A 21,026-nucleotide genomic window follows, 5' to 3' on the forward strand; every position below is an offset into this window, starting at 1 on the left:
TACCCATTTGGCGCAAGGTTACCGGCAAGCGTGCTTAAACAGGGTGACTCCATGAAAACCTGCCTCGTCGTCGACGATTCGAAAGTGATCCGCAAGGTCGCACGCCATATTCTGGAGACACTCAACTTTCAGGTGAGCGAAGCCGGTGACGGCCGCGAGGCGCTCGACGCCTGCCTCGTCTCGGCCCCTGACGTGATCCTGCTCGATTGGAACATGCCGGTGATGAGCGGCATGGATTTCCTGCGGGCGCTGCGCGACAGCAGCATTCCGACGCGCCCAAAGGTGGTGTTCTGCACTACTGAGAATGGCATGGCGCACATCCGCGCGGCGATCGAAGCCGGGGCGGACGAATATGTGATGAAGCCGTTCGACCGCGAAACGCTGGAAAGCAAACTTCAGATCGTCGGCATGGCCTGAAGAGGCGGCGCATGATGCCCATCCAGACTGCTCCCAGGCCTGATCCGCTCCCCTTTGGCAATGCGCCGCCGCACGTGCTGATCGTCGACGACTCGGTCGTCGCGCGGGCCGTGATCGCGCGCGCCGTCGAACACGGTGGCCGGTTCGTCGTCGCAGGTGCCGTCTCAAGCGCGGCGGCCGCGTTCGACTTCCTGCGGCAGAACCGGGTCGATGGAATCGTGCTCGACATCCAGATGCCCGGTATCAGCGGATTGGTCGCCTTGCCCGATCTGATCGCGGCGGGACGCGGGGCGAAGGTGCTGATCGTCTCCTCCTCCGCCAGCGACGGCGCTGCAGCGACGATCGAGGCGCTTGCGCTCGGCGCGGCAGACACGCTGGTGAAGCCCGACGTTGGGGATTTTGCGGGGCGTTTTTCGGTTTCCCTGGTCGAAAAACTCACGCGCTTGCTTACGTCTGAAACTGCGGCAGATCTGCCGGTGCAGCGGCCTGGACCCGCGCCGTTGACCGGCGTCGGCAACGGCTTCGATATCGTCGCGATCGGCGCATCGACCGGCGGGATCCACGCGCTCAGCGTGCTGTTACGGGAATTACCCACGGCCTTCTCGGTCCCGATCCTTATCACGCAGCATTTGCCTGAATCGTTCATGCCCTATTTTGCAGCGCAAGTGGCGGTGCTCGCCAATCGGCCGTGCGACGTGGCCACCGATTGTATGCGGATTCGGCCCGGCCGCGTGATCATCGCCCCCGGCAACGCGCATATGCGGATCGTGAGCACCGGCGACGCCACCGCCGTCCGTCTTTCCAGCGAACCGAGCCGAAGCGGTTGCATGCCCTCGGTCGATCCGACGTTCGAAAGTCTTGCCGACGTCTATGGCAGCCGGGCTCTCGGCATCGTGCTGAGCGGGATGGGGCGCGACGGGTGCGAAGGCGCGCAAAGACTGATCAACTGCGGAGCCGCGGTCGTCGTGCAGGATCAGGCCAGTTCGGTCGTTTGGGGCATGCCCGGCGCGATCGTCGGCGCGGGCATCGCCAGCGCCGTGCTGACGCCGGTCGAGATAGGTCGCCTCGCCGCAGCGCGGCGACGTCCGGCATGACCGCACCACATACCGCCACCCCGCCCCCCCGCCAGCCGACAGCCCGACCCTCGACCAAGAGCGCTATGACCGTCCTGACCGCGATCCTGGAAGCGCGCACCGGCCAGCAACTCGCCGCTAACCGCGAATGGCGGGTCGAGACGGTGTTGAAGCCGTTGCTGCGTGATCTCGGGATCGACAGCATCGAGGCGCTTGCCGGCGCCGCGCAACGCTCGTCTGACATCGGCGACCGGGTAGCCGATGCCTTGCTCAATCAGGAAAGCTCGTTCTTCCGCGACGCCGCCGTGTTCGACATGGTCGCCGAGGCGGTCGAAGGGATCCACGCCGAGCAGCCGCGCCGCCGACCGCGGATCTGGTCGGCGGGATGTTCCTTCGGGCAGGAGCCTTTATCGCTCGCGATGCTATTCGATGAAAAGTGGGTCGGTCGCACGACGATGACACCCGAAATCGTGGCGACCGACGTCTCCGACATCGCGCTCGCGCGGGCGCGTTCGGGCCGCTATTCGCAGTTCGAGATCCAGCGCGGGCTCCCGATCCGGCGCATGGTGCGCTGGTTCGAATCCGAGGGCGACGCATGGGTCGCCAACCCCGAACTCGTCCGTCGGATCGCGTTTCGTCCGATGAACCTGGTAAGCGATCCGCTCCCGATCGGCCGGTTCGACGTGATCCTGTGCCGAAACGTACTGCTCTATCTGAATGCCGAGCTGCGACGGACGGCGTTCGAGCGCTTTGCTACGGTGATCCGGCCAGGCGGCGTTCTGGTGCTCGGGGCGGGCGAGACGGTGATCGGGCAGACCGAGGCGTTTCGGCCGAGCGCACGGTATCGCGGCCTTTATGAGCCATCACACGGGGTTCCTTGATCGCGGCGTCCGTGCTTAAGCTGACGTTCGGCTATCGCGGGGACTGCCCATGACCATCATCGACACGCCCTCGCCCAATTTCGACGAGCGGCTGCTGCCCGTCTCGATCGTCGTGCTGCATTATACCGGTATGCAGACGGCGCAGGCCGCAATCGATCGGTTACGGGATCCCGAAGCCAAGGTTTCCGCGCATTATCTGATCGCCGAGGACGGGCAAGTGCTGCGGTTGGTGTCCGAAGACAAGCGCGCCTGGCACGCCGGCAAGGCGCGCTGGCGCGGGATCGAGGACGTCAATTCCGCCAGCATCGGGATCGAAATCGTCAATCCCGGCCATGAATTCGGCTATCGCCCGTTCCTGGAGGAGCAGATCGATGCGCTGGTGCCGCTGCTCGCTAGCATCCAGGAGCGGCACGGCATCACGCGCGGCAATGTCGTCGGGCATTCCGACATCGCGCCGACGCGCAAGCAGGACCCGGGCGAGCTGTTCCCATGGAGTCGCCTCGCCAAGGTGCGCCTGGCGTTGCCGCGTCCGACGCAGAAATTGATGGACCCTTTATGGTCCGATGCCGGTTTCCTCGTCGCGCTCGAACGTTTCGGCTATGATGTGTCCGACAAGCTCGCCGCGATCGTCGCGTTCCAGCGCCGCTTCCGCCCCGAGCTGATCGACGGCGTCATTGATGGCGAGTGTCGCAGCATCCTGCTCGCCTTGCTGTTGCCAAAGCCGACCGGGGACGAATGAGTTTGTCTTTCGCGCAAGAGTCGCGCTAGGGGCCGTCCCAGCCAGAGGGTCGGGCGGCCGCGGGTGCTTTCGGGCACGCGAGGAAAGTCCGGGCTCCGCGGAACGACGGTGCCGGGTAACGCCCGGCGGGGGTGACCCTAGGGAAAGTGCCACAGAGAGCAGACCGCCGATGTCCCTTTTCTCGATGCAAATCGGGTAACTGGAACAGGCAAGGGTGAAAGGGTGCGGCAAGAGCGCACCGCGCGCCTGGTAACAGGGGCGGCATGGCAAACCCCACCGGGAGCAAGATCGAATAGGGGCGGCACATGGGCATCGTTTCTGCTCGTCGCCCGGGTTGATTGCTTGAGGCGGCGTGCAAACGTCGTCCTAGAGGAATGGTCGCCTATCCCCGTCGCATGGCGGGGTGGACAGAACCCGGCTTACAGGCCCTCTGGCGCTCGTTTGTGTCGCGGTGCCGGCCCGCTCCCCCGCCCGGCCTCCCACAGCGTATCCTGAATGGGAGGCCGGGCGGGGGAGCGGGCCGGCACCGCGAAAAAGCGCAAGAGTCGCAAAAGCGTCATGGCGCTATCGCGCTGCGATGCTTAGATGGGCCGCTATGGCACGCTCCACATCACGATCGGTCGACTGGGGCTTCCCGCGCTGGCGTGCCTATGGCGAGGCGAGCACTGCGGCGGCTACCGTGCGGCTGTGCGACCGGCATGGCTGTACCGAGAAGGGCGATTGCCCAGCGCCGAAATCCCCCAACAGCCCCGAGCGCTGGTACTTCTGTCAGACGCACGCTGGCGAATATAATCGCGGCTGGAATTACTTCGAAGGCCTGAGCGCCGAGGAGGCGGCCGAACGCGAGCGCGCCGAGACGCAAACTGCCGAGGGCTATACCGAATCGCGCCATCATCAATGGGCAGGGCCGGGCGACGGGTCACGGTCGCGCGACGAGATGCGCGCGCTCGATGTGCTCGAGCTTGAGATCGATGCCGATTTCGAGGCGGTGCGCATGGCGTGGCGTCGGCTGGCGAAATCGAACCATCCTGACGTTAGACCCGGCGACAAGGAAGCCGCGGCGCGGTTTCTTGCGATTCAGGCGGCGTATGACGTGCTTAAGGCCGCGGAGGATGCGCGCACCTGGAAGCCGGAATCTGGGAAGCCGGTTTGAGGACGGTTCGCTCCGACTGGGCCAACACGATCCTCGTCTGCAAGAAATGTTCGAAGAAATTGGATGGCGGGTTCGGGCCGAAGGGCAAGACGTCACTCGCCAAGGCGTTGCGGCAGGACCTTGGTGTGCGCAAGGGACGGAAGGGTGCTCTCGGGATCATTGAGGTGAAGTGCCTTGGCGTGTGTCCCAAGGGAGCGGTCACGGTCGTTAACGGTGCCAAGCCGGGAGAATGGCTCTTGGTCAGCGAGGGTGCTGCCATCGAGTCGGTGGTGGATGCAGTGGGGCTGCACGCAGCGACCCAAATGGCAGCGGAAAATCCTTAAAGTCACACGAGTCGCACCAACGGCGGTCATCCGCGCCGGTGAAGGCTATCCATAAACCCGTTCGTTTCGAGCGAAGTCGAGAAACCCGCCCCAATCGCGAGGCAGGTGTCTCGACTTCGCTCGACACGAACGGTCGGATGGACACGCAACCTGCGGTTATTTGCAGCCGGACATGTCAAAGAGCTGCGGCATGTTGATGCAATCAGCGTTTGTAGGACAGCCCCAACTCCCCCGCCTCAGCCGGTTACGTATCGCGCCGCCGTATCGCGGATCAGCGCGATCATGTTGGGGATGCCTTGCGTGCGGTTGGAGCTCAATTGCTTGCTCAGGTCGAACGGGGCGAGCGCGCCGGGAATGTCCGTGGCGAGGATCGCGGCGGGCGGCTGATCCTGCACCGTCAGCAGGACCAAAGCGATGATGCCCTTGGTGATCGCCGCATTCGAATCCGCGAGAAAGTGCAGCGTCCCGTCGTCCTTGGCGGTGGGATAGACCCAGACCGAGGCGGAGCAGCCGCGGACCAAGGTCGCGTCGGTCTTGAGCGGGGTAGGCATCTCTTCCAGTTCGCGGCCGAGATCGATCAGCAGGCGGTAGCGGTCGTCGGCTTCGAGGAAGCTGTATTCGGATTCGAGGTCGGCGAGGGTTTGCATGGGGGGGCTATAGCGGCGCTTCCGCTTCCCCGCCAATCCTTCCCCGGCGAAGGTCGTAGCCAGTTTCGAGCGGTTCGTGGTCGGGCACCGCGCTCTGCTGGCTCCGAATTCCCGACTGGGCCCCGGCGTTCGCCGGGGTGGAGGCAAAGAGGTGGTAGGGAAGGGGGAGGATCAGAGATCCACCCCGGCCGCGATCGCCTCCAGCTTGCGGATCCGTTCCTTCAGGTCAGCGATCTCGATCCGGGCGCCGGCATTGTGGACGGCCGGGCTGCGCTCTGGTTCGCCGAAAGCGTGCAGTTCCTGCTGCTTGAAGGCAAGCCAGCCGCGCCAGCCGGTGAGGGTGGCAAAGGTCAGCATCGAGAGGCCTACCAGGCCGGCGGCAGCCATGGTCACATAGAAGGTCGGGTCGGTCATCATCCCTACTCCTGAAAAAGGGGTCATGATTACGGGCGGTCGCGGAGCTTCTCGATCTCGCGATCGAGGCGGGCGCCGCTGTCGTTGTTGTCGGTGGCGAGGCGTTCGAGGACGGCGAGCCGGTCCTTCATGGCCTTCAGCTCATCGCGGAGCCGGTCGTTCTCGGCCTGGGTCGCGCTGTCGTCGCGGAAGGCGAAGTTCTCGCCGCGCTTGGTGCGGACCACGCCGTAGCGGGCCTGAAGCACGCGTCCGACCGTGACGACGATGATGATCGCGACGACCATCTCAAATGGGTTCATGTTGTTAACTCCCTGTTATCGTTGTGAAGAGGGAAGCGGCTCAGCGCGGTTGCGTTGCGGCTTCACTAAGGCGGCGGCGAAGCTCGAGACGACGGGGGCGGTCGATGCTTTCGGTCGCCCAGACACCCCCCGCCGTGATGACGGCGAGCACTGCGAAAAATACGATCATGATATCCTCGGGGAAGAAGGGGGTTGAGTTAGTTGAGGGGCGTATCGCGCAGGCTTTCGATCTCGTTCGAGAGATCGACGCCGCGGTCGGTGATGATGCGTTCCAGCACGCGAACGCGCTGTTCGAGCCGTTCGGTCTGCGCCGCATATTGTGCGGCCTTTTCGGCGACCATCGTCGCTTCGAGTTCCATCTGGCGCTCTTTGAGCTTGAGCCAGGGCCGGACGAACTGGGCGCCGATCACCGAGACGAGACCGATGCTGATCGCCAGGATCGGGATGAGGAAGACGATGTAAGGGCTCATGATACTTCCTCTCAGCGCAGCGCGTCGATGTCGCGGGCGACACGTTCGGCGGGATCGGTGGCGATGCGTTCGAGAACGGCGAGGCGTTCCTCGAGGCGGCTGAGCTTGCCCTGGAGCGCCTCGTTCTCGCTGCTCAGCAGCTCGATCTTGCGCTCTGCGCTCGGGTCGGTGCGGGTTGCCGTGCCGCTCCACTCATTCTCGATCGGGTAGCCGTGGCGTGCCCGGACCCAGGTGGTGACGACCCAACCCAGCGTCGACATTGCGATGATGGTCAGGACGAAGATTTGTCCACCGCCCATGATAAATTCCTTCCCTGTTAGCCCCGGATCCGATCAGCGCAGGCTGTCGATCTCGTCGGCGAGCCGGCTGTTGCGGCTGGTGTAGAGCATCTCGATGTCAGCGAGACGGCGGTCGATGTCGCGGAACTTGCTGCGGACCTCGGCAGTCGATCGCGCTGGATTGGTGCGCACGCCCTGCCAGAACTTCGCATCCTCGGCGCTGTCATAAAGGCCGAGCGGCTTCTTTTCGGCGACGCAGGCGATGACGATGTAGGCGAGCAGCGTCCATCCGCTGGTGGCGAAGGTCAGCAGGACGGTGCCGACGCGGACCCAGGTGGTGTCGATGCCGGTGTAATCGGCGATCCCGGAGCAAACGCCCAGCCATTTGCTGTTCTGTTTGTCGAGGTAGAATTTGGTGCGGCTGGCGGACATTTCAGTTCCTCCGAGTGGGATCATAGGGGGTGGTCGGTTCGGCGAGCGGCATGCCGCTGCGCCAATCGGGGTGGTCGGCTGCGACGATCCGCTCGACGGTGCCAAGCCGGTCTTCGAGACGGCGGGCAAGCGAGTAGAGTTCGTCGAGCAGTTTCTCGTCTTCGTTGGTGATCTTGGGCGCCTGCTTCCATTTGGTGATGTAGTGCAGGATCACCCACGGCATCCCGACGAAGAGCGTGCCGCAGACGAAGATCGGAACAAGGATCTCGTCCATCTCAACCGTCCTTGCTGACGCGGGCCTTCATCGCGGCCAGTTCGGCCTCGACTTTCTCGGCAGACTTCAGTTCGGCGATTTCCTCATCGAGCGACTTGGGCGGGGCGCCCATGCCGGCGACTTCGGCGCGACCCTCGGCCATGTCGACGCGGCGTTCCATGATCTCGAAGCGCGAGAACGCATCGTGCATCTTGGGGCCGGCATAGAGATCGCGCAGCTTGAACTTGTTCTGTGCGGATTCGAGCCGGGTCGCGATCGAATTCTGCCGGGTGCGCGCCTCGCGGAGCTTGCCGGTGAGCTTGGCGATGTCTTCCTCCGAACTGCGCAGCGACTCATCGAGGACGGCGATCTCGCTGCTCAATTGTGCGGCCATGTCGGCAGCCTTCTGCTTTTCGACGAGAGCCGCCTTGGCGAGATCCTCGCGGTCCTTGGACAGCGCCAGCTCGGCCTTTTCGGTCCAGCTTTCCTGCAAGCTGCCGAGCTTGCTGATGTGGCGGCGCATCTCCTTCTGGTCGGCGATGGTACGCGCGGCAGAGGCGCGGACCTCGACCAGGGTTTCCTCCATTTCGAGGATGATCATGCGGATCATCTTCGCGGGGTCTTCCGCCTTGTCGAGCAGATCGGTGAAGTTTGCAGCGACGATGTCGCGGGTACGGCTGAAGATGCCCATTGGTGTTACTCCTTCGAGGATACGCAGAAATTAAGTGCCGGGGCGGGATGGGGGCGGCCGCCCCGGCGTCACCTTACCCCTGGGTCAGGGCGGCGATGGGGGCGGGAGCAGCGCTGACCGGCCCAACTGCGCCGACGAGCGCGACCGAACCGAGCAGGACGGTGGCAACCAGGGCGACGAGGACTTGCGAAACGCTGTTCTTGGATTTGTATTCGGTGTTCATGAGGTGTCTCCTTGATCTGAAAATGTGCAGCCCGTGTGGGCTATGCCAACAGCATTGCATGTGGCGTGCCAGTTTCAAAAATGGCGGATTTCCGGGCCTTTCTGCCAGATGAACGAAATCTTCCTTGCCAAGGCTTGGGATTTTACGCCAAGACTTGGGAATGGAACGGACGCATCACGTTATTGGGCAATCGAGCGCTTTCCTCGACGCGCTCGAACTGGCCAGCCGGGCGGCGGCGCTGGATCGGCCGGTGCTGGTGATCGGCGAACGCGGCACCGGCAAGGAGCTGGTCGCCGAGCGTTTGCATCGCTTGAGTCCGCGCTGGGACCAGCCATTGGTCATCATGAATTGTGCAGCACTTCCCGAAACGCTGATCGAGGCCGAATTGTTCGGGCATGAAGCGGGTGCCTTCACTGGCGCGACCAAGGCGCGGGCAGGGCGGTTCGAGGAAGCGCATCAAGGCACGCTGTTCCTCGACGAGCTCGGAACGCTGTCGATGGCGGCGCAGGACCGGCTGCTGCGCGCGGTCGAATATGGCGAGGTGACGCGGATCGGATCGTCGCGGCCGATGCGGGTCGACGTGCGAATCGTGGCGGCAACCAACGAGCATTTGCCCGACAAGGTCGCGCGGCATCAGTTCCGCGCCGATCTGCTCGACCGCTTGAGCTTTGAGGTCGTGACCTTGCCCCCTTTGCGTGCGCGCGTTGACGACGTGTTGGTGCTGGCCGAGCATTTCGGGCGGCGCATGGCGTCCGAATTGCAGCGCGACGGCTGGCCGGGCTTTACGCGGGCGGCGGAGGCGGCGCTGGTTGCGTATCAATGGCCGGGCAACGTCCGCGAATTGCGCAACGTTGTCGAGCGCGCGGTGTATCGCTGGGATGAGGACGGGCCGATCGACGCGATCCAGTTCGATCCGTTTCATTCGCCGCATCGGCCCACCACTACGGCGCCGGTTGCTTCCGGGGCGGAGGCACCGGTCGCGGTTGCTGAGGCGACGGTCACCGTCGTGCCCAAGGAGGATGGGCCGATGGATTACAAATCACGCCTTGCCCGTTTCGAATGCGAATTGTTGCAGACTGCGATGGCCGAAAACCGCTTCAACCAGCGCGCGACCGCCGAGGCGCTGGGGCTGAGCTATGACCAGTTGCGCCACGCGCTGAAGCGGCACGGATTGATTTCGGGTGCCGCCGCAGAATCGGTTGCGTAACGACGCCGCCGGACCCATTTGGCAGGCGTGACGTTTGCTTGATCGAGTTACCTCAGGAGAAGACCCCATGGCGTTCGAACTTCCCCCGCTGCCTTATGCCTATGACGCGCTGGAGCCGACGATCTCGAAAGAGACGATGACCTACCACCACGACAAGCATCACGCCGCCTACACCGCCAAGCTGAACGAAGGCGTCGCGGCCGACCCCAAGCTGGAGGGCAAGACGATCGAGGAAATCTTCGGCATGATCTCCACCTTGCCGCCGCTGGTGCGCAACAATGGCGGCGGTTTCTGGAACCACGATTTCTTCTGGAAGATCATGGCACCGGCCGGCACGACGCAGCCTTCGGGCAAGCTGGCCGAGGCGATTGATGCCTATGGCGGTCTCGACAAGCTGAAGGAAGATTTCAACGGCAAGGGTGCGGGCCAGTTCGGTTCGGGCTGGGCGTGGGTGATCAAGGACGAGAGCGGCGCGCTGAAGGTCGTGTCGACCCCGAACCAGGACAACCCGTTGATGGACGATGCCAAGGACAAGGGCACGCCGATCCTCGCCAACGACGTGTGGGAGCACGCCTATTACCTGACCTATATGAACGACCGCCCCGGCTATCTGAAGGCCTGGTGGAACGTCGTGAATTGGGACGAAGCGGGCAAGCGTTTCGAGGCATAAGGTGCTTTGGGGCCCTTCCTTCGGGAGGGGCCCTTTTCCCTAGCGCACGTCCTGATACCCTCGTGTCGCCGGTTTGCTGCGAAACACGATCGACAGGTAATTGATGAAATAGAGCCCGGCCATTTTGAGCAGGCCCTGTTTCTTCAGCCGCCGCCCCGAAGTCGGCATGACGAACGACGGCGAGAACAGCACTTTGCCGAACTTCTTCGCGCGTTTCGCGATGTCGGCATCCTCGCCGTAAAATTCGATGCTGTCGTCGAAGCCGCCCATCCGGTGCAATATGGCGCGCGGCATCGCGAAATTGCCGCCGACCATCATATAGCCGGTGAGGGCGTAGAGTGGTCGGGCGGTAATGAACCAGCCAGTCGAAATCCGGTCGCGGATTCCGCTCAGATCATAAAAGCTGTACGGTCCTGATAGGCAGGCGAGCGTGCTGTCCGCCTCGAAATGGCGTGCGATCTGTTCGATCCAGCCGGGCGGGGGGACGGTGTCGGCATCGACATAAGCCACAATGTCTCCCGACGCGTTGAGCAAGCCAGCTTGGCGCGCGCGGGTGATGCCTTTGTGCGGTTCGAACACATAGGTCACCGCAGGGTAGCGCTCAATCACCTGCTTGGTGCCGTCGGTGCTGTTATTATCGACGACGATGATCTCCAGCGCCTTGCTCGCGACGTTGCGCATCACCGCGTCGAGACAGGCGGGAAGATAGGCCTCCTCGTTATAGGCCGGGATCACCAAGCTGATCGTTCGAGGCAGGGCCTGAGTCATGCTGGCGCTCCTGCTCTACAATCACCGGCGTGGCCATAGCCCAACGGCTTGGCGCTACGATTCAGCCCTCAGGCGGGATCGGCGGTTCCTCGCCCACGTTCAATCCGTGCTTCATCAGCATCGGGATGTTGGCAAAGGCGAACAGCAACGTCAGCGGGATCGCGCCCCACAGCTTGAACCCCGCCCAGAACGTCGTGTCGTCGGTCGGGTTGGGCGCGGTGGTGCGCCAGACAAATTCGTTGAGCAGCGCCATAGCCACGAAAAAGATCGCCCAATTGCGCGTCAGCTTGCGCCAGCCGATCGCGTCGACGCCGGGATACGCGGTGTCGAGCAATTGCTGGAGCAGAGGCCGCCCGGTGACCAGCCCGACGCACAGGATCGTCGCAAACGTTCCATAGACGAAGGTTGGCTTCATCTTGATGAAGGTGCCGTCCTGAAAATACAGCGTGAGGCTACCGAAAATCAGCACCAGCGCAGCGGTGATCCACAGCATCGGCGAGATGTGCCCGGTCTTCCAGCGCGACACGACCAAAGCGACCGCCATTGCGATCATGAAGGCGACGGTCGCCGCGAGCAGCCGTTCCAGCGCCAGGCCGGGGGCGAGGAAATTGACCGCGAAGAAGATCGCCAGCGGGGCTACGTCGATGCCGAGTCGCAGCAATGGGTTGACCGGCGGGCGCGGGGCAGGTGTGGTCATTTCCGGACTCCCTCGACGCCTGCAATGATCCGCGCGACTTCGTTGGAATCGAACGGGCGGAGATCGCCCATACCCTCGCCAACGCCGATCGCGTGGATCGGCAGGCCGTATTTCTCGGCTGCCGCGACGAGCACGCCGCCGCGCGCGGTGCCGTCGAGCTTGGTCATGACGAGGCCGGTGACGCCGGCATCCTGTTTGAACACCGCGATCTGATTGAGCGCATTCTGGCCAGTGGTCGCATCGAGCACGAGCAGCACGTCGTGCGGCGCATCGACGTTGAGGCGGCCGAGCACGCGGCGGATCTTGGAGAGTTCGTCCATCAGCTCGCGCTTGTTCTGCAGGCGTCCGGCGGTGTCGACGATCAGCACGTCGATGCCGGTCGCGGTGGCTTGCTTGACGGCTTCATAGACGATGCCTGCCGCGTCGCCGCCTTCCTTGCCGCTGATGATGGGCACGCCCGCACGCTCCGCCCAGGTCGCGAGCTGGCCGATCGCGGCGGCGCGGAAGGTGTCGCCCGCCGCGAGCATCACGCCGTAATCCTGCTCCTTCAGCCAATGCGCGAGCTTGGCAATCGTGGTCGTCTTGCCCGAACCGTTGACGCCGATGACGAGGATGACGTGCGGGCGCGGGAAGCCGGTGATTTCGAGCGGTTTGGCAACGGTATCGAGCACTTTCTCGATTTCCTCGGCCACGACGAGGCGGATGCCGAGCTCCTCCATGTCGCGTTCGAACACGCCGGTCGACAAGCGTGCCCGGATCCGCGCGGCAGTTTCGGGGCCGAGATCGGAGGCGATCAGCGCTTCCTCGATCTGGTCGAGCGTCGCGTTGTCGAGCGGACCGGTGCCGAGCGCGGCGAGATTGCCGATCAGCCGATCCGACGTGCGTTTGAACCCGCCGAGGAGTTTTTCGTGCCAGCTTGGGGTCATGCGGGGGTTCCGGTGAGGGTTTTGCCGTCGGTGGCGCTTATGTGGATCCTGTGAACGCGTCCCACCTCCGTTCGTGCTGGTGATGAGGTCGCCGAGCCCCCGGCTCGGCTGGAAACGTCCGGGGGACGTTTCCACCTCATCACTGTCGAAGCACTGCTCTCCGCAGGCGATGTCGCTTGGGTGGAGAGGTGCCCTTCGACAGGCTCAGGGCGAACGGGGAGGGGGCTGTCCGTTTCGGATGAGGGGGGCCAGCGCACCTCCGCGAAGTTCCCGGCATGGCCACGGTCGCCGGGGCGTTCGACCAGCACGTCCTGCGTCGTGCCGACGAGGCTGGCAAGCCACGCCGCCTTGCGCCGCGCAGCCGCCGCGCGCAGCAGCGCGGCGCGGGACTTGCGCACCGGCATCGGCACTTGCGGCATCCGCGCGGCGGGGGTGCCGTCGCGCTCCGAATACGGGAAAATGTGCGCGTGGACCACGTCGCAATCGTCGATCAGCGCGAGCGTGTCGGCGAACATCGCATCGTCTTCGGTCGGGAAGCCGGCGATTAGATCCGCGCCGATCGCGATGTCGGGTCGGGCGGTCTTGAGTCGCTCGACCAGCGCGAGGCTCTCGGCGCGCGCGTGGCGGCGTTTCATCCGCTTGAGGATCATGTCGTTGCCGGCCTGAAGCGAGAGGTGCACGTGCGGCATGATGCGCGGCTCCTGCGTCAGAATTGCGAACAGCCGGTCGTCGATCTCGATCCCGTCGAGCGAGGACAGACGCAGCCGGTCGAGCGCGGGAACGTGGTGCAGGATGCGCTCGACCAGCAGCCCCAGCGTCGGCGCGCCGGGCAGATCAGGGCCATAACTGGTCAAATCCACGCCGGTCAGAACGATCTCGCGGTGGCCGGCATCGACCAGCGCGCTGATGCGATCGATCACCGCGCCCGCAGGCACGGAGCGGCTGTTACCGCGCCCGTACGGGATGATGCAGAAAGTGCAGCGATGGGCGCAGCCATTCTGCACCTCGACAAAGGCGCGGGCGTGCGCCGAAAATGCGGGGGCGAGGTGGGGCGCTGTGTCGCGGACGCGCTGGATATCGCCGACCAAGATGGCATCACTCGATTGCCAGCTTTCGGGCAGCAGTTTCTCGGCATTGCCGATCACGCGATCGACCTCGGGCATTGCGGCGAAGCTCTTCGGATCGATTTGCGCGGCACAGCCGGTGACGACGATCTGCGCACCTGGACGATCGGCGCGCGCGCGGCGGATCGCTTTGCGCGTTTCGGCCACCGCGCCGTTGGTAACGGCGCAACTGTTGATCACGACCATGTCGCGCCCCGCCGTCAGCGTGCGGATCGCTTCGCTTTCGGCGATGTTCAGGCGACAGCCGAGGCTGATGATGTGCGGACCGACGGTCATTGCGCGCGATCTAGGGGCGGGGGGACGCGAAGTCCATGCGGTGCCTTACGATGAGTCTGCAACGGCACGTGCTCCGGCGTGGGCCGGAGCGTTGGCAGCCCGCGCGGCTTCGGCCAGGGCTCCGGCCTGCGCCAGAGCACGGCGTTGTTTATCCCGCCAAGCGCTTGTCCTCGACCTCGGGCGACTTCTCCACCGCCGCCACCGCCAGCAAGCGCCGTTCCGCCAGTAAGCGGCGCGTGTTGGCGATGCTGGTCGGGCGACCATAGAGATAGCCCTGGCCCTTGGTGCAGCCGAGCGTGCGCAGGCGCTCTTCGGTCCGGGCGTCCTCGATCCCCTCGGCGGTAATCGGGAGGTTGAGGCTGTCGCCGAGCCGCGTGATCGCGGTGACGATCGCCGCGCTTTCGCTATTGTCGCCCATCGACATGATAAAGCTCTTGTCGATCTTGATCTGATCGAACGGCAGCGCGCGCAAATGGGCCAGCGACGAATAGCCCGTCCCGAAATCATCGAGCGCGAGGCGGATGCCCTGATTCTTGAGGCTGCCGACGATCGATTGCGCGAGCGCGAGATTGTCGAACAGCGAGGTTTCGGTGATTTCGATCTCCAGCCGACTGGCAGGGAAGCCGGTTTCGGTCAGCACCTTGATGATCTTCTGCGCGAGCCACGCATCCTTCAACTGCCACGGCGAAATGTTGACCGAGAGCGACAGCGCGCCGTCCCAATCCTTTGCCGCCAGGAACGCCTGGCGCATCACCGACAGCGAAAGATCGGCGATCATGCCGGTCTCCTCGGCGATCGGAATGAAGGCATCGGGCCCGACCAGCCCGCGCGTCGGATGCTCCCAGCGCGCCAGCACTTCGAAGCCGCTGAGGCGGCCGGTCGCCAGATCGATCTGCTGTTCGAAATAGGGGACGATCTCGGCGCGGGGAATCGCGGTGCGCAAGCCAACTTCGAGATCGTTACGGGCTTGCAGTTCGCGCTCCATCGACTGGTCGAACCAGGCGAAGCGATTACGGCCCGAGTTTTTCGCCGCATACATGGCAATGTCGGCGGCGCGCATCAGCGCATCGATACTGGCGCAATCGAAATCCGAACGCGCAATGCCGGCAGAGACCGAAATGTGCAGTTGCAGCCCCTCGGCATAGAAAGGCTGGGCGAGACGGCTGACGAGCTTTTCGGCGATCCGCTCGACCGTTGCGGGGTGACCTGGATCAAACAGGAAGGCGCAGGCAAATTCGTCGCCGCCGAAGCGCGCGGTGAGTGCGACTCCGGGCATCGCCTCAGCAATCTGCACCGCCACTTGCTGCAGCAGCGCATCGCCCGTGGCATGGCCGTGCATGTCGTTGACGGTCTTGAAGTGATCGAGATCGAGCATCAGCAGCGCCATCGCCTTGCCGCGTGCTTGCGCCCGCACGAACATTGCCGCGCCGTCTTCGGCCAGGCTGCGGCGGTTGAGGAAGCCGGTTAGCGGGTCCTTCGAGGCGAGTTGTTGCGCGCGCTCCTCGGCGGCGGTGCGGATCGTGACCTCATGTGCCAGCTCGCGGTGGCGGCGCCAGCCGAACAGGATCAACGCGACATTGAGCAGCAGCGCGATCACCAAGGTCTGATCGGTTTCGGCACCGCCATTGAAATAATGCTGCAGCGTCGTCGATAGTACCGCGCTGCCGGTGCCGACGAACATCAGGATCGAGGCCACGGTGATCGCGCCGTTCATGATGTCGCGGCGCGGCGCGCGCGGTTCGTGCCCGGTCGGCTCGGCGGCGTGTGTGTCAGTCGTTTGGATCTCGGCCATTATGCCACTCTCTGCCCCACCCCGTGCAAGATGGTGTCGTGCCACGCCAGCAATGTAGATGGTGTTAAGCCGGATGGTTGCGCAAATGCTTCCGTTGCGCTACTGCGCCGACCGATCGTTCCTGCACAGGACCGTGAAGGCTGCCCATCGGGCTACGCCGGCCGACGAGGTTTCGTCCGCCGGCGTTCTTTGCGTTACGGTGCAGACGCGGTGTTTTGGAAGGGTTTTTTCGGATGTTCGAGAGCCTGAGCGACCGTCTTGGCGGTGTGTTCGATCGGTTGCGGGGGCGCGGTGCGCTGACCGAGGCCGACGTGCGTGCGGCGATGCGCGAAGTGCGCGTGGCCCTGCTCGAGGCTGACGTGGCGCTGCCGGTTGCACGCGATTTCGTCGACAAGGCAACTGAACTCGCCGTCGGGCAGAACGTGCTGCGCTCGGTGACGCCGGGGCAGCAAGTCGTCAAGATCGTCAACGACGCGCTGGTCGAGATGCTCGGCGCGGATGCCGCCGAGCTCGAACTCGGTGTGACGCCGCCCGCGATCATCATGATGGTCGGCCTGCAGGGCTCGGGTAAGACAACTTCGACCGCGAAGATCGCGCTGCGGCTTGCCAAGAAGCAGGGCAAGAAGGTGTTGATGGCGTCGCTGGACGTCAACCGCCCGAACGCGCAGGAGCAGCTGGCGGTGCTCGGCACGCAAGCCGAGGTGCAGACGCTGCCGATCGTAAAGGGGCAGCAGCCGGTCGATATCGCGCGGCGCGCAGTGCAGGCGGCGAAGCTGCAGGGCTTTGACGTGCTGATGCTCGATACGGCGGGTCGATTGCACGTCGACCAGGCGTTGATGGACGAGATGCGCGCGGTCGCCGAGGTGACCAAGCCGACCGAGATCCTGCTCGTGGTCGATGCGCTGACGGGTCAGGACGCGGTCAACGTCGCGCAGAATTTCTCGGATCAAGTCCCGCTGACGGGTATCGTGCTGACCCGCATGGACGGCGATGCGCGCGGCGGCGCGGCGCTGTCGATGCGCGCGGTGACGGGCAAACCGATCAAGTTTGCGGGCATGGGCGAGAAGCTCGAGGCGCTTGAGGCGTTCGACCCGAAGCGCGTCGCGGGCCGCATTCTCGGCATGGGCGACGTGGTCGGCCTGGTCGAGCGCGCGGCCGAGGCGATCCAGGTCGAAGATGCCGAGAAGATGGCGATGCGGCTCCAGAAGGGGCTGTTCGACATGGACGACCTGCGCGGGCAGCTGACGCAGATGCGGCGGATGGGCGGCATCGGTGCGCTCGCCGGCATGATCCCCGGCATGAAAAAGGCGCAGGCGCAAGTCGATGCGGTCGGCGGCGAGAAGGTGCTGCTGCGGATGGACGCGATGATCACGTCGATGACGCCGAAAGAACGCCGCAAGCCCGAATTGCTCAACGCCAAGCGCAAGATCCGCATTGCCAAGGGATCGGGCACGACGGTTCAGGACGTCAACAAATTGATCAAGATGCACCAGGAAATGGCTGGCGCGATGAAGAAGATCAAGAAGATGGGCGGCCTCGCCGGCATGGCCAAGATGTTCGGCGGCGGTGGCGGCATGGGCGGCGGCGGAATGGGCGGGATCGACCCGGCCAAGATGCTCAGCGGCGGCGGTGGCGGCCTTCCGGGCCTCGGCGGCGGCCAGACCAAGCTTCCTCCCGGCTTCGAGAATTTGCTTAAGAAGAAATAACGTAAATACAATCAACCAATTAGAAGAAGAAGGTACTCAACATGGCAGTCAGCATTCGTCTCTCGCGCGGTGGTTCCAAGAAGCGCCCGTATTACCGCATCGTCGTTGCCGATGCGCGCGCCGCACGCGACGGCAAGTTCATCGAGAAGATCGGCACGTACAACCCGCTGCTCGCGAAGGATGACGCCAAGCGCGTCGTGCTCGACAGCGAGCGTGCGACCTATTGGCTCGGCGTCGGCGCCCAGCCGACCGACCGTGTTGCGCGTTTCCTCGACGTTGCTGGTGTGCGTGAGCGCGCGGCCCGCAGCAACCCGAACAAGGGCAAGCCCGGCGAAAAGGCGGTGGAGCGCATCGAAGAGCGCGAAAAGAAGCTGGCCGATGCTGAACAAGCCAAGGTCGCAGCCGCTGCTGCCGAGGAAGAAGCGAAGGTTGCCGCGGCCGCCGCTGCGGAAGAAGCCAAGGCGACCGCCGCTGCCGAGGCTGCTGCTGCCGCCGAAGCCGCTGCTGCCGCGCCTGCTGCCGACAGCAATGAAGAGGCCGAAGCCGTCGTCGCTGCCGAAGTAGAAGCCGCGACCGAAGCGCCGACCCCGGAAGCCGAAGCCGTCGCCGAAGCGACGTCGGAAGAAACCCCGGCAAACGGCTGATGCAAAAGAACGCCCCCGTCACGCTCGCCGTCATCATCGGCGCGCATGGCGTGACGGGGGAGGTCCGTCTCAAGGTCTTCACCGAGGACCTTGCCAGTTATAAAAGCTTCAACGGCGGCACGCTGTCGCTGAAATCGGTGCGCCACGGCAGCAACGGCATGATCGCGCGGATCGCCGAAGTGACCGATCGCAACGCCGCCGAGGCGCTGCGTGGGACCGAATTGACCGTCGCGCGCGCCGAACTCCCGCCGCTTGATGACGGCGAATATTATCATGCCGATCTGCTCGGCCTCGCGGTCGTGTCGAGCGCGGGCGAGGCGATCGGACGCGTCGTCGCGATCGACGATTTTGGCGCGGGCGACGTCCTCGAAATCGAGCGCGCTGCCGAAGAGGGCAAGCCGGCCAAGCGCTTCATGGTGCCGATGCGCGCCGAGGCCGTGCCGGAATGGAATGACGAACGTCTGGTGCTCGATTCGGCCTGGATCGAATAGCGCCGCGGCTTGACAAAGAACTCCCATCAATTTAATGGGAGTTTAGATGCGCGGATCTCCTGATCCCTTGGATATCTCCCTGGACCACCCGGTGTGGCGCGCACTGTCCCATTATAGCATCGGCCCAAACGACGCGGCTCTCACCTTTGCGGCGCGACTGGCGCGCGAGAATGGCTGGAGCGCGGCACATGCCGCGCGCGTCATCGAGGAATATCGCCGCTTCTGTTTCCTCGCGGTCACCGCCGGGCATGCGGTTACGCCTTCCGACGCGGTTGATCAGGCGTGGCACCTGCACCTTACCTATACCCGCGATTATTGGGAGCGGTTCTGCCCCGATGTGCTCGGCCGCGCGCTGCATCACGGCCCGACCGCGGGCGGCAGCGCCGAGCAAGGACGCTATTTCGAACAATATGCGCAGACGTTGCGGAGCTATGAGGCCGTGTTCGGCCCGGCCCCCGCCGATCTGTGGCCCAATGCGCAGCGCCGCCTGATCGAGGATCCGCGCGCGCGCCGGCTGCATGCGCGCGACGGGATCGTCGTCTCGCGCCGGGCAGCACGATGGAGTTTGCTGGTCGCGACCGGGATTGGCCTCGTCGCGGTCCTGCTGTGGTGGTGGAGGTGAGGATGGGACTCGGACCTTTCGACCTGACCGGAGGCGCGTTTCTCGCGCTGTACGGAGTTTTGTTGCTGGCGACGGTGGTCGCGGGAGTGATGATCCCGCGCTGGCTGCGGCCCGAGGGCGGGACGCGGCGGATCACGGATGTCGATCAGCTCGCCTATCTAGCGGGCGGCGCGACACGGCTGACCGATGCTGCGGTGGCGCGATTGCTTGCAGCGGGAACGCTGGTTTTGGAGGATATGGGCAAATTCCGGATCGTGCCTGGAGCGCGGGGCCAGGCGGCAACGGAACGCGCGATTCTGAGCCTGCCGTCGCCAACGAGCCTGGCGCAAGTACAGCAAGCGGCCACGCGCGCTGCGCCAGATGCACAAGCGGCGCTCTGCCGGGCCGGGGCGCTGATCGAGGACGGCACAGCATGGCAACTTCGCTTTTTTCAGACCGCGCCTTATCTGCTGCTGCTGGCCTTCGGGGCGATCAAGTGGGCGGTCGGCACGATGCGCGATCGCCCGGTAGGATATCTGAGCGCCCTGCTGGTTCTCACGGCCATCTTCGCGTTCATCCGGTTCGCAGTTGTCGATCGCCGGACGCGCAGCGGGCTGGCGGCGTTGCATACCGCACAGGAGAGTTCAAAGCGGCTGCGCCGCGCACCGGTGGCGGCGGAGACTGGCCTTGCGGTCGCCTTGTTCGGCACGATGGTGTTGAGTGGATCGGCCTGGGCGGACTATCACCGGCTGCGCGCTTCGAGCGGGAGTGAGGGGTCGGTCAGCAGCGACAGCGGATGTGGCGGCGGTGGCGATGGCGGCGGCGGGTGTGGCGGCTGCGGCTCCTAACGCAGCAGCGGCGCACGTTCGGCGAGCAAGTTGCGGATCGCGGTCGAGGCGACCCCGGCTTCGCCCATGGCGTGGCTGATCTGGTCGAGCCCCTTCACCACATCCCCGGCGGCGAACAGGCCGGGGATGCTGGTGCGCTGATGATCGTCGACTTCGAGACAGCCCTCCGCGGTCGCCCGCGCCCCCGCCGCAACGGCGAGTTCGGAGCGGATCACCGAACCGAGCGCGGGGTAGACGCTGTCGAAGCATTGCGGCCCGCCAGCCGTTTCGATGCGCAGGACATCGCCGTCGATCGCGATGGACGAGCAGGGGCCGTCGAGATGGGCGATTCCCGCTTCTTCGAGTTTGGCACGACAGGCGTCGTTCAGATCATGCGCCGCACCGGGCGCGATCAGCGTCACGTCCTTGGTGAAACCGCGCAGGAACAGCGCTTCCCTCATTCCGTGGTCGCCCGTACCGATGACGCCGACGCGTTTGTCGGTTACTTCATAGCCGTCGCAGATCGGGCAATAGCGCAGCAATCCACGCGCGAGCGCTTCGTCGTGGACGTCGTCGGGCATATCGGGCCGATTGTTGACGACGCCGGTGGCGAGCAGGACGGTGCGGGCCTGCGCAACCTTGTCGCCGACATGAACGCGAAAACCGCCCGAGACTGGCTCGATCGCATCGACTTGCGCTTCCTCCCGCACCGCGCCGAAGCGTTCGGCCTGACGACGCATCAGCAGCAGCAGGTCGACGCCGGGGATGCCGTCGGGATAGCCGGCGTGATTGTTGGTGCGCGGGATCAGCGCGGCGCGGCTCGATCCGTTGTCGAACAGCCGGATCTTGAGATGGAAGCGCGCGAGATAGATCGCTGCGGTGAGACCGGCGGGGCCGGCGCCGATGATGATGCAATCGTCCATCGCTGCGCTACGCGTGATGTAAAGGGATGTTCCTTGACGTCGGGAATGAAGGTATATACATGTCGTGTATACGGAGGCTGC

The 21,026-nt window shown here is 64.6% G+C and carries 27 protein-coding genes, 1 other RNA gene and 1 pseudogene; 14 read left to right on the top strand and 15 right to left on the bottom strand.

What is annotated here, in order from left to right:
* Positions 1 to 51 precede the first annotated feature (51 nt).
* From HMP06_RS03270 to HMP06_RS03300, 7 genes are all read left to right on the top strand, one after another.
* Complete coding sequence (locus tag HMP06_RS03270) at positions 52 to 417, top strand: response regulator (RefSeq protein WP_176495808.1); 366 nt, start codon at positions 52 to 54, stop codon at positions 415 to 417.
* A 14-nt stretch (positions 418 to 431) separates the two neighbouring features.
* Positions 432 to 1,511 (top strand): chemotaxis protein CheB, encoded by a 1,080-nt coding sequence (locus HMP06_RS03275; protein WP_176498343.1) that lies wholly within the window; start codon positions 432 to 434, stop codon positions 1,509 to 1,511.
* Positions 1,512 to 1,576: 65 nt separating this feature from the next.
* Positions 1,577 to 2,371: a CheR family methyltransferase gene (locus tag HMP06_RS03280; protein ID WP_176495809.1), complete on the top strand. Its 795-nt coding sequence runs from the start codon at positions 1,577 to 1,579 to the stop codon at positions 2,369 to 2,371.
* A 49-nt stretch (positions 2,372 to 2,420) separates the two neighbouring features.
* Positions 2,421 to 3,110, top strand: coding sequence for an N-acetylmuramoyl-L-alanine amidase (locus tag HMP06_RS03285; RefSeq protein WP_176495810.1), 690 nt, complete (start codon positions 2,421 to 2,423; stop codon positions 3,108 to 3,110).
* A 41-nt stretch (positions 3,111 to 3,151) separates the two neighbouring features.
* Positions 3,152 to 3,548: RNase P RNA component class A (gene rnpB / locus HMP06_RS03290), an RNA gene on the top strand.
* Positions 3,549 to 3,705: 157 nt separating this feature from the next.
* Complete coding sequence (locus HMP06_RS03295) at positions 3,706 to 4,263, top strand: J domain-containing protein (protein WP_176495811.1); 558 nt, start codon at positions 3,706 to 3,708, stop codon at positions 4,261 to 4,263.
* Positions 4,260 to 4,586: a hypothetical protein gene (locus tag HMP06_RS03300; RefSeq protein WP_176495812.1), complete on the top strand. Its 327-nt coding sequence runs from the start codon at positions 4,260 to 4,262 to the stop codon at positions 4,584 to 4,586. The genes HMP06_RS03295 and HMP06_RS03300 overlap by 4 nt, the downstream gene beginning before the upstream one ends.
* A 236-nt stretch (positions 4,587 to 4,822) precedes the next feature.
* On the opposite strand, the gene HMP06_RS03305 is transcribed toward HMP06_RS03300, so the two are convergent.
* The 9 genes from HMP06_RS03305 to HMP06_RS03345 form a co-directional block, all read right to left on the bottom strand.
* Positions 4,823 to 5,233, bottom strand: coding sequence for a SufE family protein (locus HMP06_RS03305; protein WP_176495813.1), 411 nt, complete (start codon positions 5,231 to 5,233; stop codon positions 4,823 to 4,825).
* A 171-nt stretch (positions 5,234 to 5,404) separates the two neighbouring features.
* Positions 5,405 to 5,647, bottom strand: coding sequence for a hypothetical protein (locus HMP06_RS03310; RefSeq protein ID WP_176495814.1), 243 nt, complete (start codon positions 5,645 to 5,647; stop codon positions 5,405 to 5,407).
* A gap of 29 nt (positions 5,648 to 5,676) precedes the next feature.
* Positions 5,677 to 5,946 carry a hypothetical protein gene (locus HMP06_RS03315; protein WP_176495815.1) on the bottom strand — a complete coding sequence of 90 codons (270 nt, stop codon included), beginning with the start codon at positions 5,944 to 5,946 and terminating at the stop codon, positions 5,677 to 5,679.
* A 197-nt stretch (positions 5,947 to 6,143) separates the two neighbouring features.
* On the bottom strand, positions 6,144 to 6,416 hold the full coding sequence (locus tag HMP06_RS03320; RefSeq protein WP_176495816.1) for a hypothetical protein: 273 nt from the start codon (positions 6,414 to 6,416) through the stop codon (positions 6,144 to 6,146).
* Between the two features lie 11 nt (positions 6,417 to 6,427).
* Positions 6,428 to 6,715: a hypothetical protein gene (locus HMP06_RS03325; protein WP_176495817.1), complete on the bottom strand. Its 288-nt coding sequence runs from the start codon at positions 6,713 to 6,715 to the stop codon at positions 6,428 to 6,430.
* Positions 6,716 to 6,748: 33 nt separating this feature from the next.
* Complete coding sequence (pspC, locus tag HMP06_RS03330) at positions 6,749 to 7,126, bottom strand: envelope stress response membrane protein PspC (protein ID WP_176495818.1); 378 nt, start codon at positions 7,124 to 7,126, stop codon at positions 6,749 to 6,751.
* Position 7,127: 1 nt separating this feature from the next.
* Positions 7,128 to 7,400 (bottom strand): envelope stress response membrane protein PspB, encoded by a 273-nt coding sequence (gene pspB, locus HMP06_RS03335; RefSeq protein WP_176495819.1) that lies wholly within the window; start codon positions 7,398 to 7,400, stop codon positions 7,128 to 7,130.
* 1 nt (position 7,401) lies between these two features.
* Positions 7,402 to 8,070 carry a phage shock protein PspA gene (pspA, locus tag HMP06_RS03340; RefSeq protein WP_176495820.1) on the bottom strand — a complete coding sequence of 223 codons (669 nt, stop codon included), beginning with the start codon at positions 8,068 to 8,070 and terminating at the stop codon, positions 7,402 to 7,404.
* Positions 8,071 to 8,143: 73 nt separating this feature from the next.
* Positions 8,144 to 8,293: a hypothetical protein gene (locus HMP06_RS03345; protein ID WP_176495821.1), complete on the bottom strand. Its 150-nt coding sequence runs from the start codon at positions 8,291 to 8,293 to the stop codon at positions 8,144 to 8,146.
* A gap of 160 nt (positions 8,294 to 8,453) precedes the next feature.
* Between HMP06_RS03345 and pspF the strand changes: the two genes are divergently transcribed.
* Together pspF and HMP06_RS03355 are read left to right on the top strand one after the other, a co-directional pair.
* Positions 8,454 to 9,500 (top strand): phage shock protein operon transcriptional activator, encoded by a 1,047-nt coding sequence (pspF, locus tag HMP06_RS03350; RefSeq protein ID WP_176495822.1) that lies wholly within the window; start codon positions 8,454 to 8,456, stop codon positions 9,498 to 9,500.
* Between the two features lie 67 nt (positions 9,501 to 9,567).
* On the top strand, positions 9,568 to 10,170 hold the full coding sequence (locus tag HMP06_RS03355; RefSeq protein WP_176495823.1) for a superoxide dismutase: 603 nt from the start codon (positions 9,568 to 9,570) through the stop codon (positions 10,168 to 10,170).
* 39 nt (positions 10,171 to 10,209) lie between these two features.
* Here the strand turns inward: HMP06_RS03355 and HMP06_RS03360 are convergent, their stop codons facing one another.
* The 5 genes from HMP06_RS03360 to HMP06_RS03380 form a co-directional block, all read right to left on the bottom strand.
* Positions 10,210 to 10,938, bottom strand: coding sequence for a glycosyltransferase family 2 protein (locus HMP06_RS03360; RefSeq protein ID WP_176495824.1), 729 nt, complete (start codon positions 10,936 to 10,938; stop codon positions 10,210 to 10,212).
* Between the two features lie 61 nt (positions 10,939 to 10,999).
* Positions 11,000 to 11,635: an inner membrane-spanning protein YciB gene (locus HMP06_RS03365; protein WP_176495825.1), complete on the bottom strand. Its 636-nt coding sequence runs from the start codon at positions 11,633 to 11,635 to the stop codon at positions 11,000 to 11,002.
* Complete coding sequence (ftsY, locus tag HMP06_RS03370; protein WP_176495826.1) at positions 11,632 to 12,561, bottom strand: signal recognition particle-docking protein FtsY; 930 nt, start codon at positions 12,559 to 12,561, stop codon at positions 11,632 to 11,634. Before ftsY ends, HMP06_RS03365 begins: the two co-directional genes overlap by 4 nt.
* Positions 12,558 to 13,961 (bottom strand): tRNA (N(6)-L-threonylcarbamoyladenosine(37)-C(2))-methylthiotransferase MtaB, encoded by a 1,404-nt coding sequence (gene mtaB, locus HMP06_RS03375; RefSeq protein WP_176495827.1) that lies wholly within the window; start codon positions 13,959 to 13,961, stop codon positions 12,558 to 12,560. Before mtaB ends, ftsY begins: the two co-directional genes overlap by 4 nt.
* A 148-nt stretch (positions 13,962 to 14,109) precedes the next feature.
* Positions 14,110 to 15,675, bottom strand: coding sequence for a putative bifunctional diguanylate cyclase/phosphodiesterase (locus HMP06_RS03380; protein ID WP_232089942.1), 1,566 nt, complete (start codon positions 15,673 to 15,675; stop codon positions 14,110 to 14,112).
* Positions 15,676 to 15,986: 311 nt separating this feature from the next.
* Here HMP06_RS03380 and ffh point away from each other — a divergent pair, with 311 nt between their 5' ends.
* The 5 genes and pseudogenes from ffh (at position 15,987) to HMP06_RS03405 (ending at position 20,043) form a co-directional block, all read left to right on the top strand.
* A complete protein-coding gene (gene ffh / locus HMP06_RS03385; RefSeq protein WP_176495829.1) occupies positions 15,987 to 17,459 on the top strand; it encodes a signal recognition particle protein in 1,473 nt (490 codons plus the stop codon).
* Positions 17,460 to 17,500: 41 nt separating this feature from the next.
* Positions 17,501 to 17,968, top strand: a pseudogene (gene rpsP, locus HMP06_RS17870) (30S ribosomal protein S16); the annotation flags it as partial.
* A gap of 134 nt (positions 17,969 to 18,102) precedes the next feature.
* Positions 18,103 to 18,594 carry a ribosome maturation factor RimM gene (rimM, locus tag HMP06_RS03395; protein ID WP_176495831.1) on the top strand — a complete coding sequence of 164 codons (492 nt, stop codon included), beginning with the start codon at positions 18,103 to 18,105 and terminating at the stop codon, positions 18,592 to 18,594.
* Positions 18,595 to 18,661: 67 nt separating this feature from the next.
* Entirely contained in the window at positions 18,662 to 19,216 is a 555-nt protein-coding gene (locus HMP06_RS03400; protein ID WP_232089847.1) for a glycine-rich domain-containing protein, read from the top strand.
* Positions 19,217 to 19,218: 2 nt separating this feature from the next.
* Positions 19,219 to 20,043 (top strand): TIGR04222 domain-containing membrane protein, encoded by an 825-nt coding sequence (locus HMP06_RS03405; protein WP_176495833.1) that lies wholly within the window; start codon positions 19,219 to 19,221, stop codon positions 20,041 to 20,043.
* Here the strand turns inward: HMP06_RS03405 and HMP06_RS03410 are convergent.
* Entirely contained in the window at positions 20,040 to 20,945 is a 906-nt protein-coding gene (locus tag HMP06_RS03410; RefSeq protein ID WP_176495834.1) for an NAD(P)/FAD-dependent oxidoreductase, read from the bottom strand. The genes HMP06_RS03405 and HMP06_RS03410 overlap by 4 nt on opposite strands.
* Positions 20,946 to 21,026: the final 81 nt, after the last annotated feature.

It is taken from the genome of Sphingomonas sp. HMP6 (assembly GCF_013374095.1).
Lineage (GTDB): Bacteria > Pseudomonadota > Alphaproteobacteria > Sphingomonadales > Sphingomonadaceae > Sphingomonas.

Excerpts from the sequence above, each read along its gene's own strand:
- mtaB (WP_176495827.1), bottom strand. The coding sequence starts at position 13,961 with ATGACCGTCGGTCCGCACATCATCAGCCTCGGCTGTCGCCTGAACATC.
- HMP06_RS03285 (WP_176495810.1), top strand. The coding sequence starts at position 2,421 with ATGACCATCATCGACACGCCCTCGCCCAATTTCGACGAGCGGCTGCTG.
- HMP06_RS03345 (WP_176495821.1), bottom strand. The coding sequence starts at position 8,293 with ATGAACACCGAATACAAATCCAAGAACAGCGTTTCGCAAGTCCTCGTC.
- HMP06_RS03355 (WP_176495823.1), top strand. The coding sequence starts at position 9,568 with ATGGCGTTCGAACTTCCCCCGCTGCCTTATGCCTATGACGCGCTGGAG.
- HMP06_RS03320 (WP_176495816.1), bottom strand. The coding sequence starts at position 6,416 with ATGAGCCCTTACATCGTCTTCCTCATCCCGATCCTGGCGATCAGCATC.
- HMP06_RS03280 (WP_176495809.1), top strand. The coding sequence starts at position 1,577 with ATGACCGTCCTGACCGCGATCCTGGAAGCGCGCACCGGCCAGCAACTC.
- HMP06_RS03365 (WP_176495825.1), bottom strand. The coding sequence starts at position 11,635 with ATGACCACACCTGCCCCGCGCCCGCCGGTCAACCCATTGCTGCGACTC.
- HMP06_RS03360 (WP_176495824.1), bottom strand. The coding sequence starts at position 10,938 with ATGACTCAGGCCCTGCCTCGAACGATCAGCTTGGTGATCCCGGCCTAT.
- rimM (WP_176495831.1), top strand. The coding sequence starts at position 18,103 with ATGCAAAAGAACGCCCCCGTCACGCTCGCCGTCATCATCGGCGCGCAT.
- HMP06_RS03310 (WP_176495814.1), bottom strand. The coding sequence starts at position 5,647 with ATGACCGACCCGACCTTCTATGTGACCATGGCTGCCGCCGGCCTGGTA.
- HMP06_RS03315 (WP_176495815.1), bottom strand. The coding sequence starts at position 5,946 with ATGAACCCATTTGAGATGGTCGTCGCGATCATCATCGTCGTCACGGTC.
- ftsY (WP_176495826.1), bottom strand. The coding sequence starts at position 12,561 with ATGACCCCAAGCTGGCACGAAAAACTCCTCGGCGGGTTCAAACGCACG.
- pspA (WP_176495820.1), bottom strand. The coding sequence starts at position 8,070 with ATGGGCATCTTCAGCCGTACCCGCGACATCGTCGCTGCAAACTTCACC.
- pspB (WP_176495819.1), bottom strand. The coding sequence starts at position 7,400 with ATGGACGAGATCCTTGTTCCGATCTTCGTCTGCGGCACGCTCTTCGTC.
- pspC (WP_176495818.1), bottom strand. The coding sequence starts at position 7,126 with ATGTCCGCCAGCCGCACCAAATTCTACCTCGACAAACAGAACAGCAAA.
- HMP06_RS03295 (WP_176495811.1), top strand. The coding sequence starts at position 3,706 with ATGGCACGCTCCACATCACGATCGGTCGACTGGGGCTTCCCGCGCTGG.
- HMP06_RS03305 (WP_176495813.1), bottom strand. The coding sequence starts at position 5,233 with ATGCAAACCCTCGCCGACCTCGAATCCGAATACAGCTTCCTCGAAGCC.
- ffh (WP_176495829.1), top strand. The coding sequence starts at position 15,987 with ATGTTCGAGAGCCTGAGCGACCGTCTTGGCGGTGTGTTCGATCGGTTG.
- HMP06_RS03325 (WP_176495817.1), bottom strand. The coding sequence starts at position 6,715 with ATGGGCGGTGGACAAATCTTCGTCCTGACCATCATCGCAATGTCGACG.
- pspF (WP_176495822.1), top strand. The coding sequence starts at position 8,454 with ATGGAACGGACGCATCACGTTATTGGGCAATCGAGCGCTTTCCTCGAC.
- HMP06_RS03405 (WP_176495833.1), top strand. The coding sequence starts at position 19,219 with ATGGGACTCGGACCTTTCGACCTGACCGGAGGCGCGTTTCTCGCGCTG.
- HMP06_RS03410 (WP_176495834.1), bottom strand. The coding sequence starts at position 20,945 with ATGGACGATTGCATCATCATCGGCGCCGGCCCCGCCGGTCTCACCGCA.
- HMP06_RS03270 (WP_176495808.1), top strand. The coding sequence starts at position 52 with ATGAAAACCTGCCTCGTCGTCGACGATTCGAAAGTGATCCGCAAGGTC.
- HMP06_RS03275 (WP_176498343.1), top strand. The coding sequence starts at position 432 with ATGCCCATCCAGACTGCTCCCAGGCCTGATCCGCTCCCCTTTGGCAAT.
- HMP06_RS03380 (WP_232089942.1), bottom strand. The coding sequence starts at position 15,675 with ATGAACGGCGCGATCACCGTGGCCTCGATCCTGATGTTCGTCGGCACC.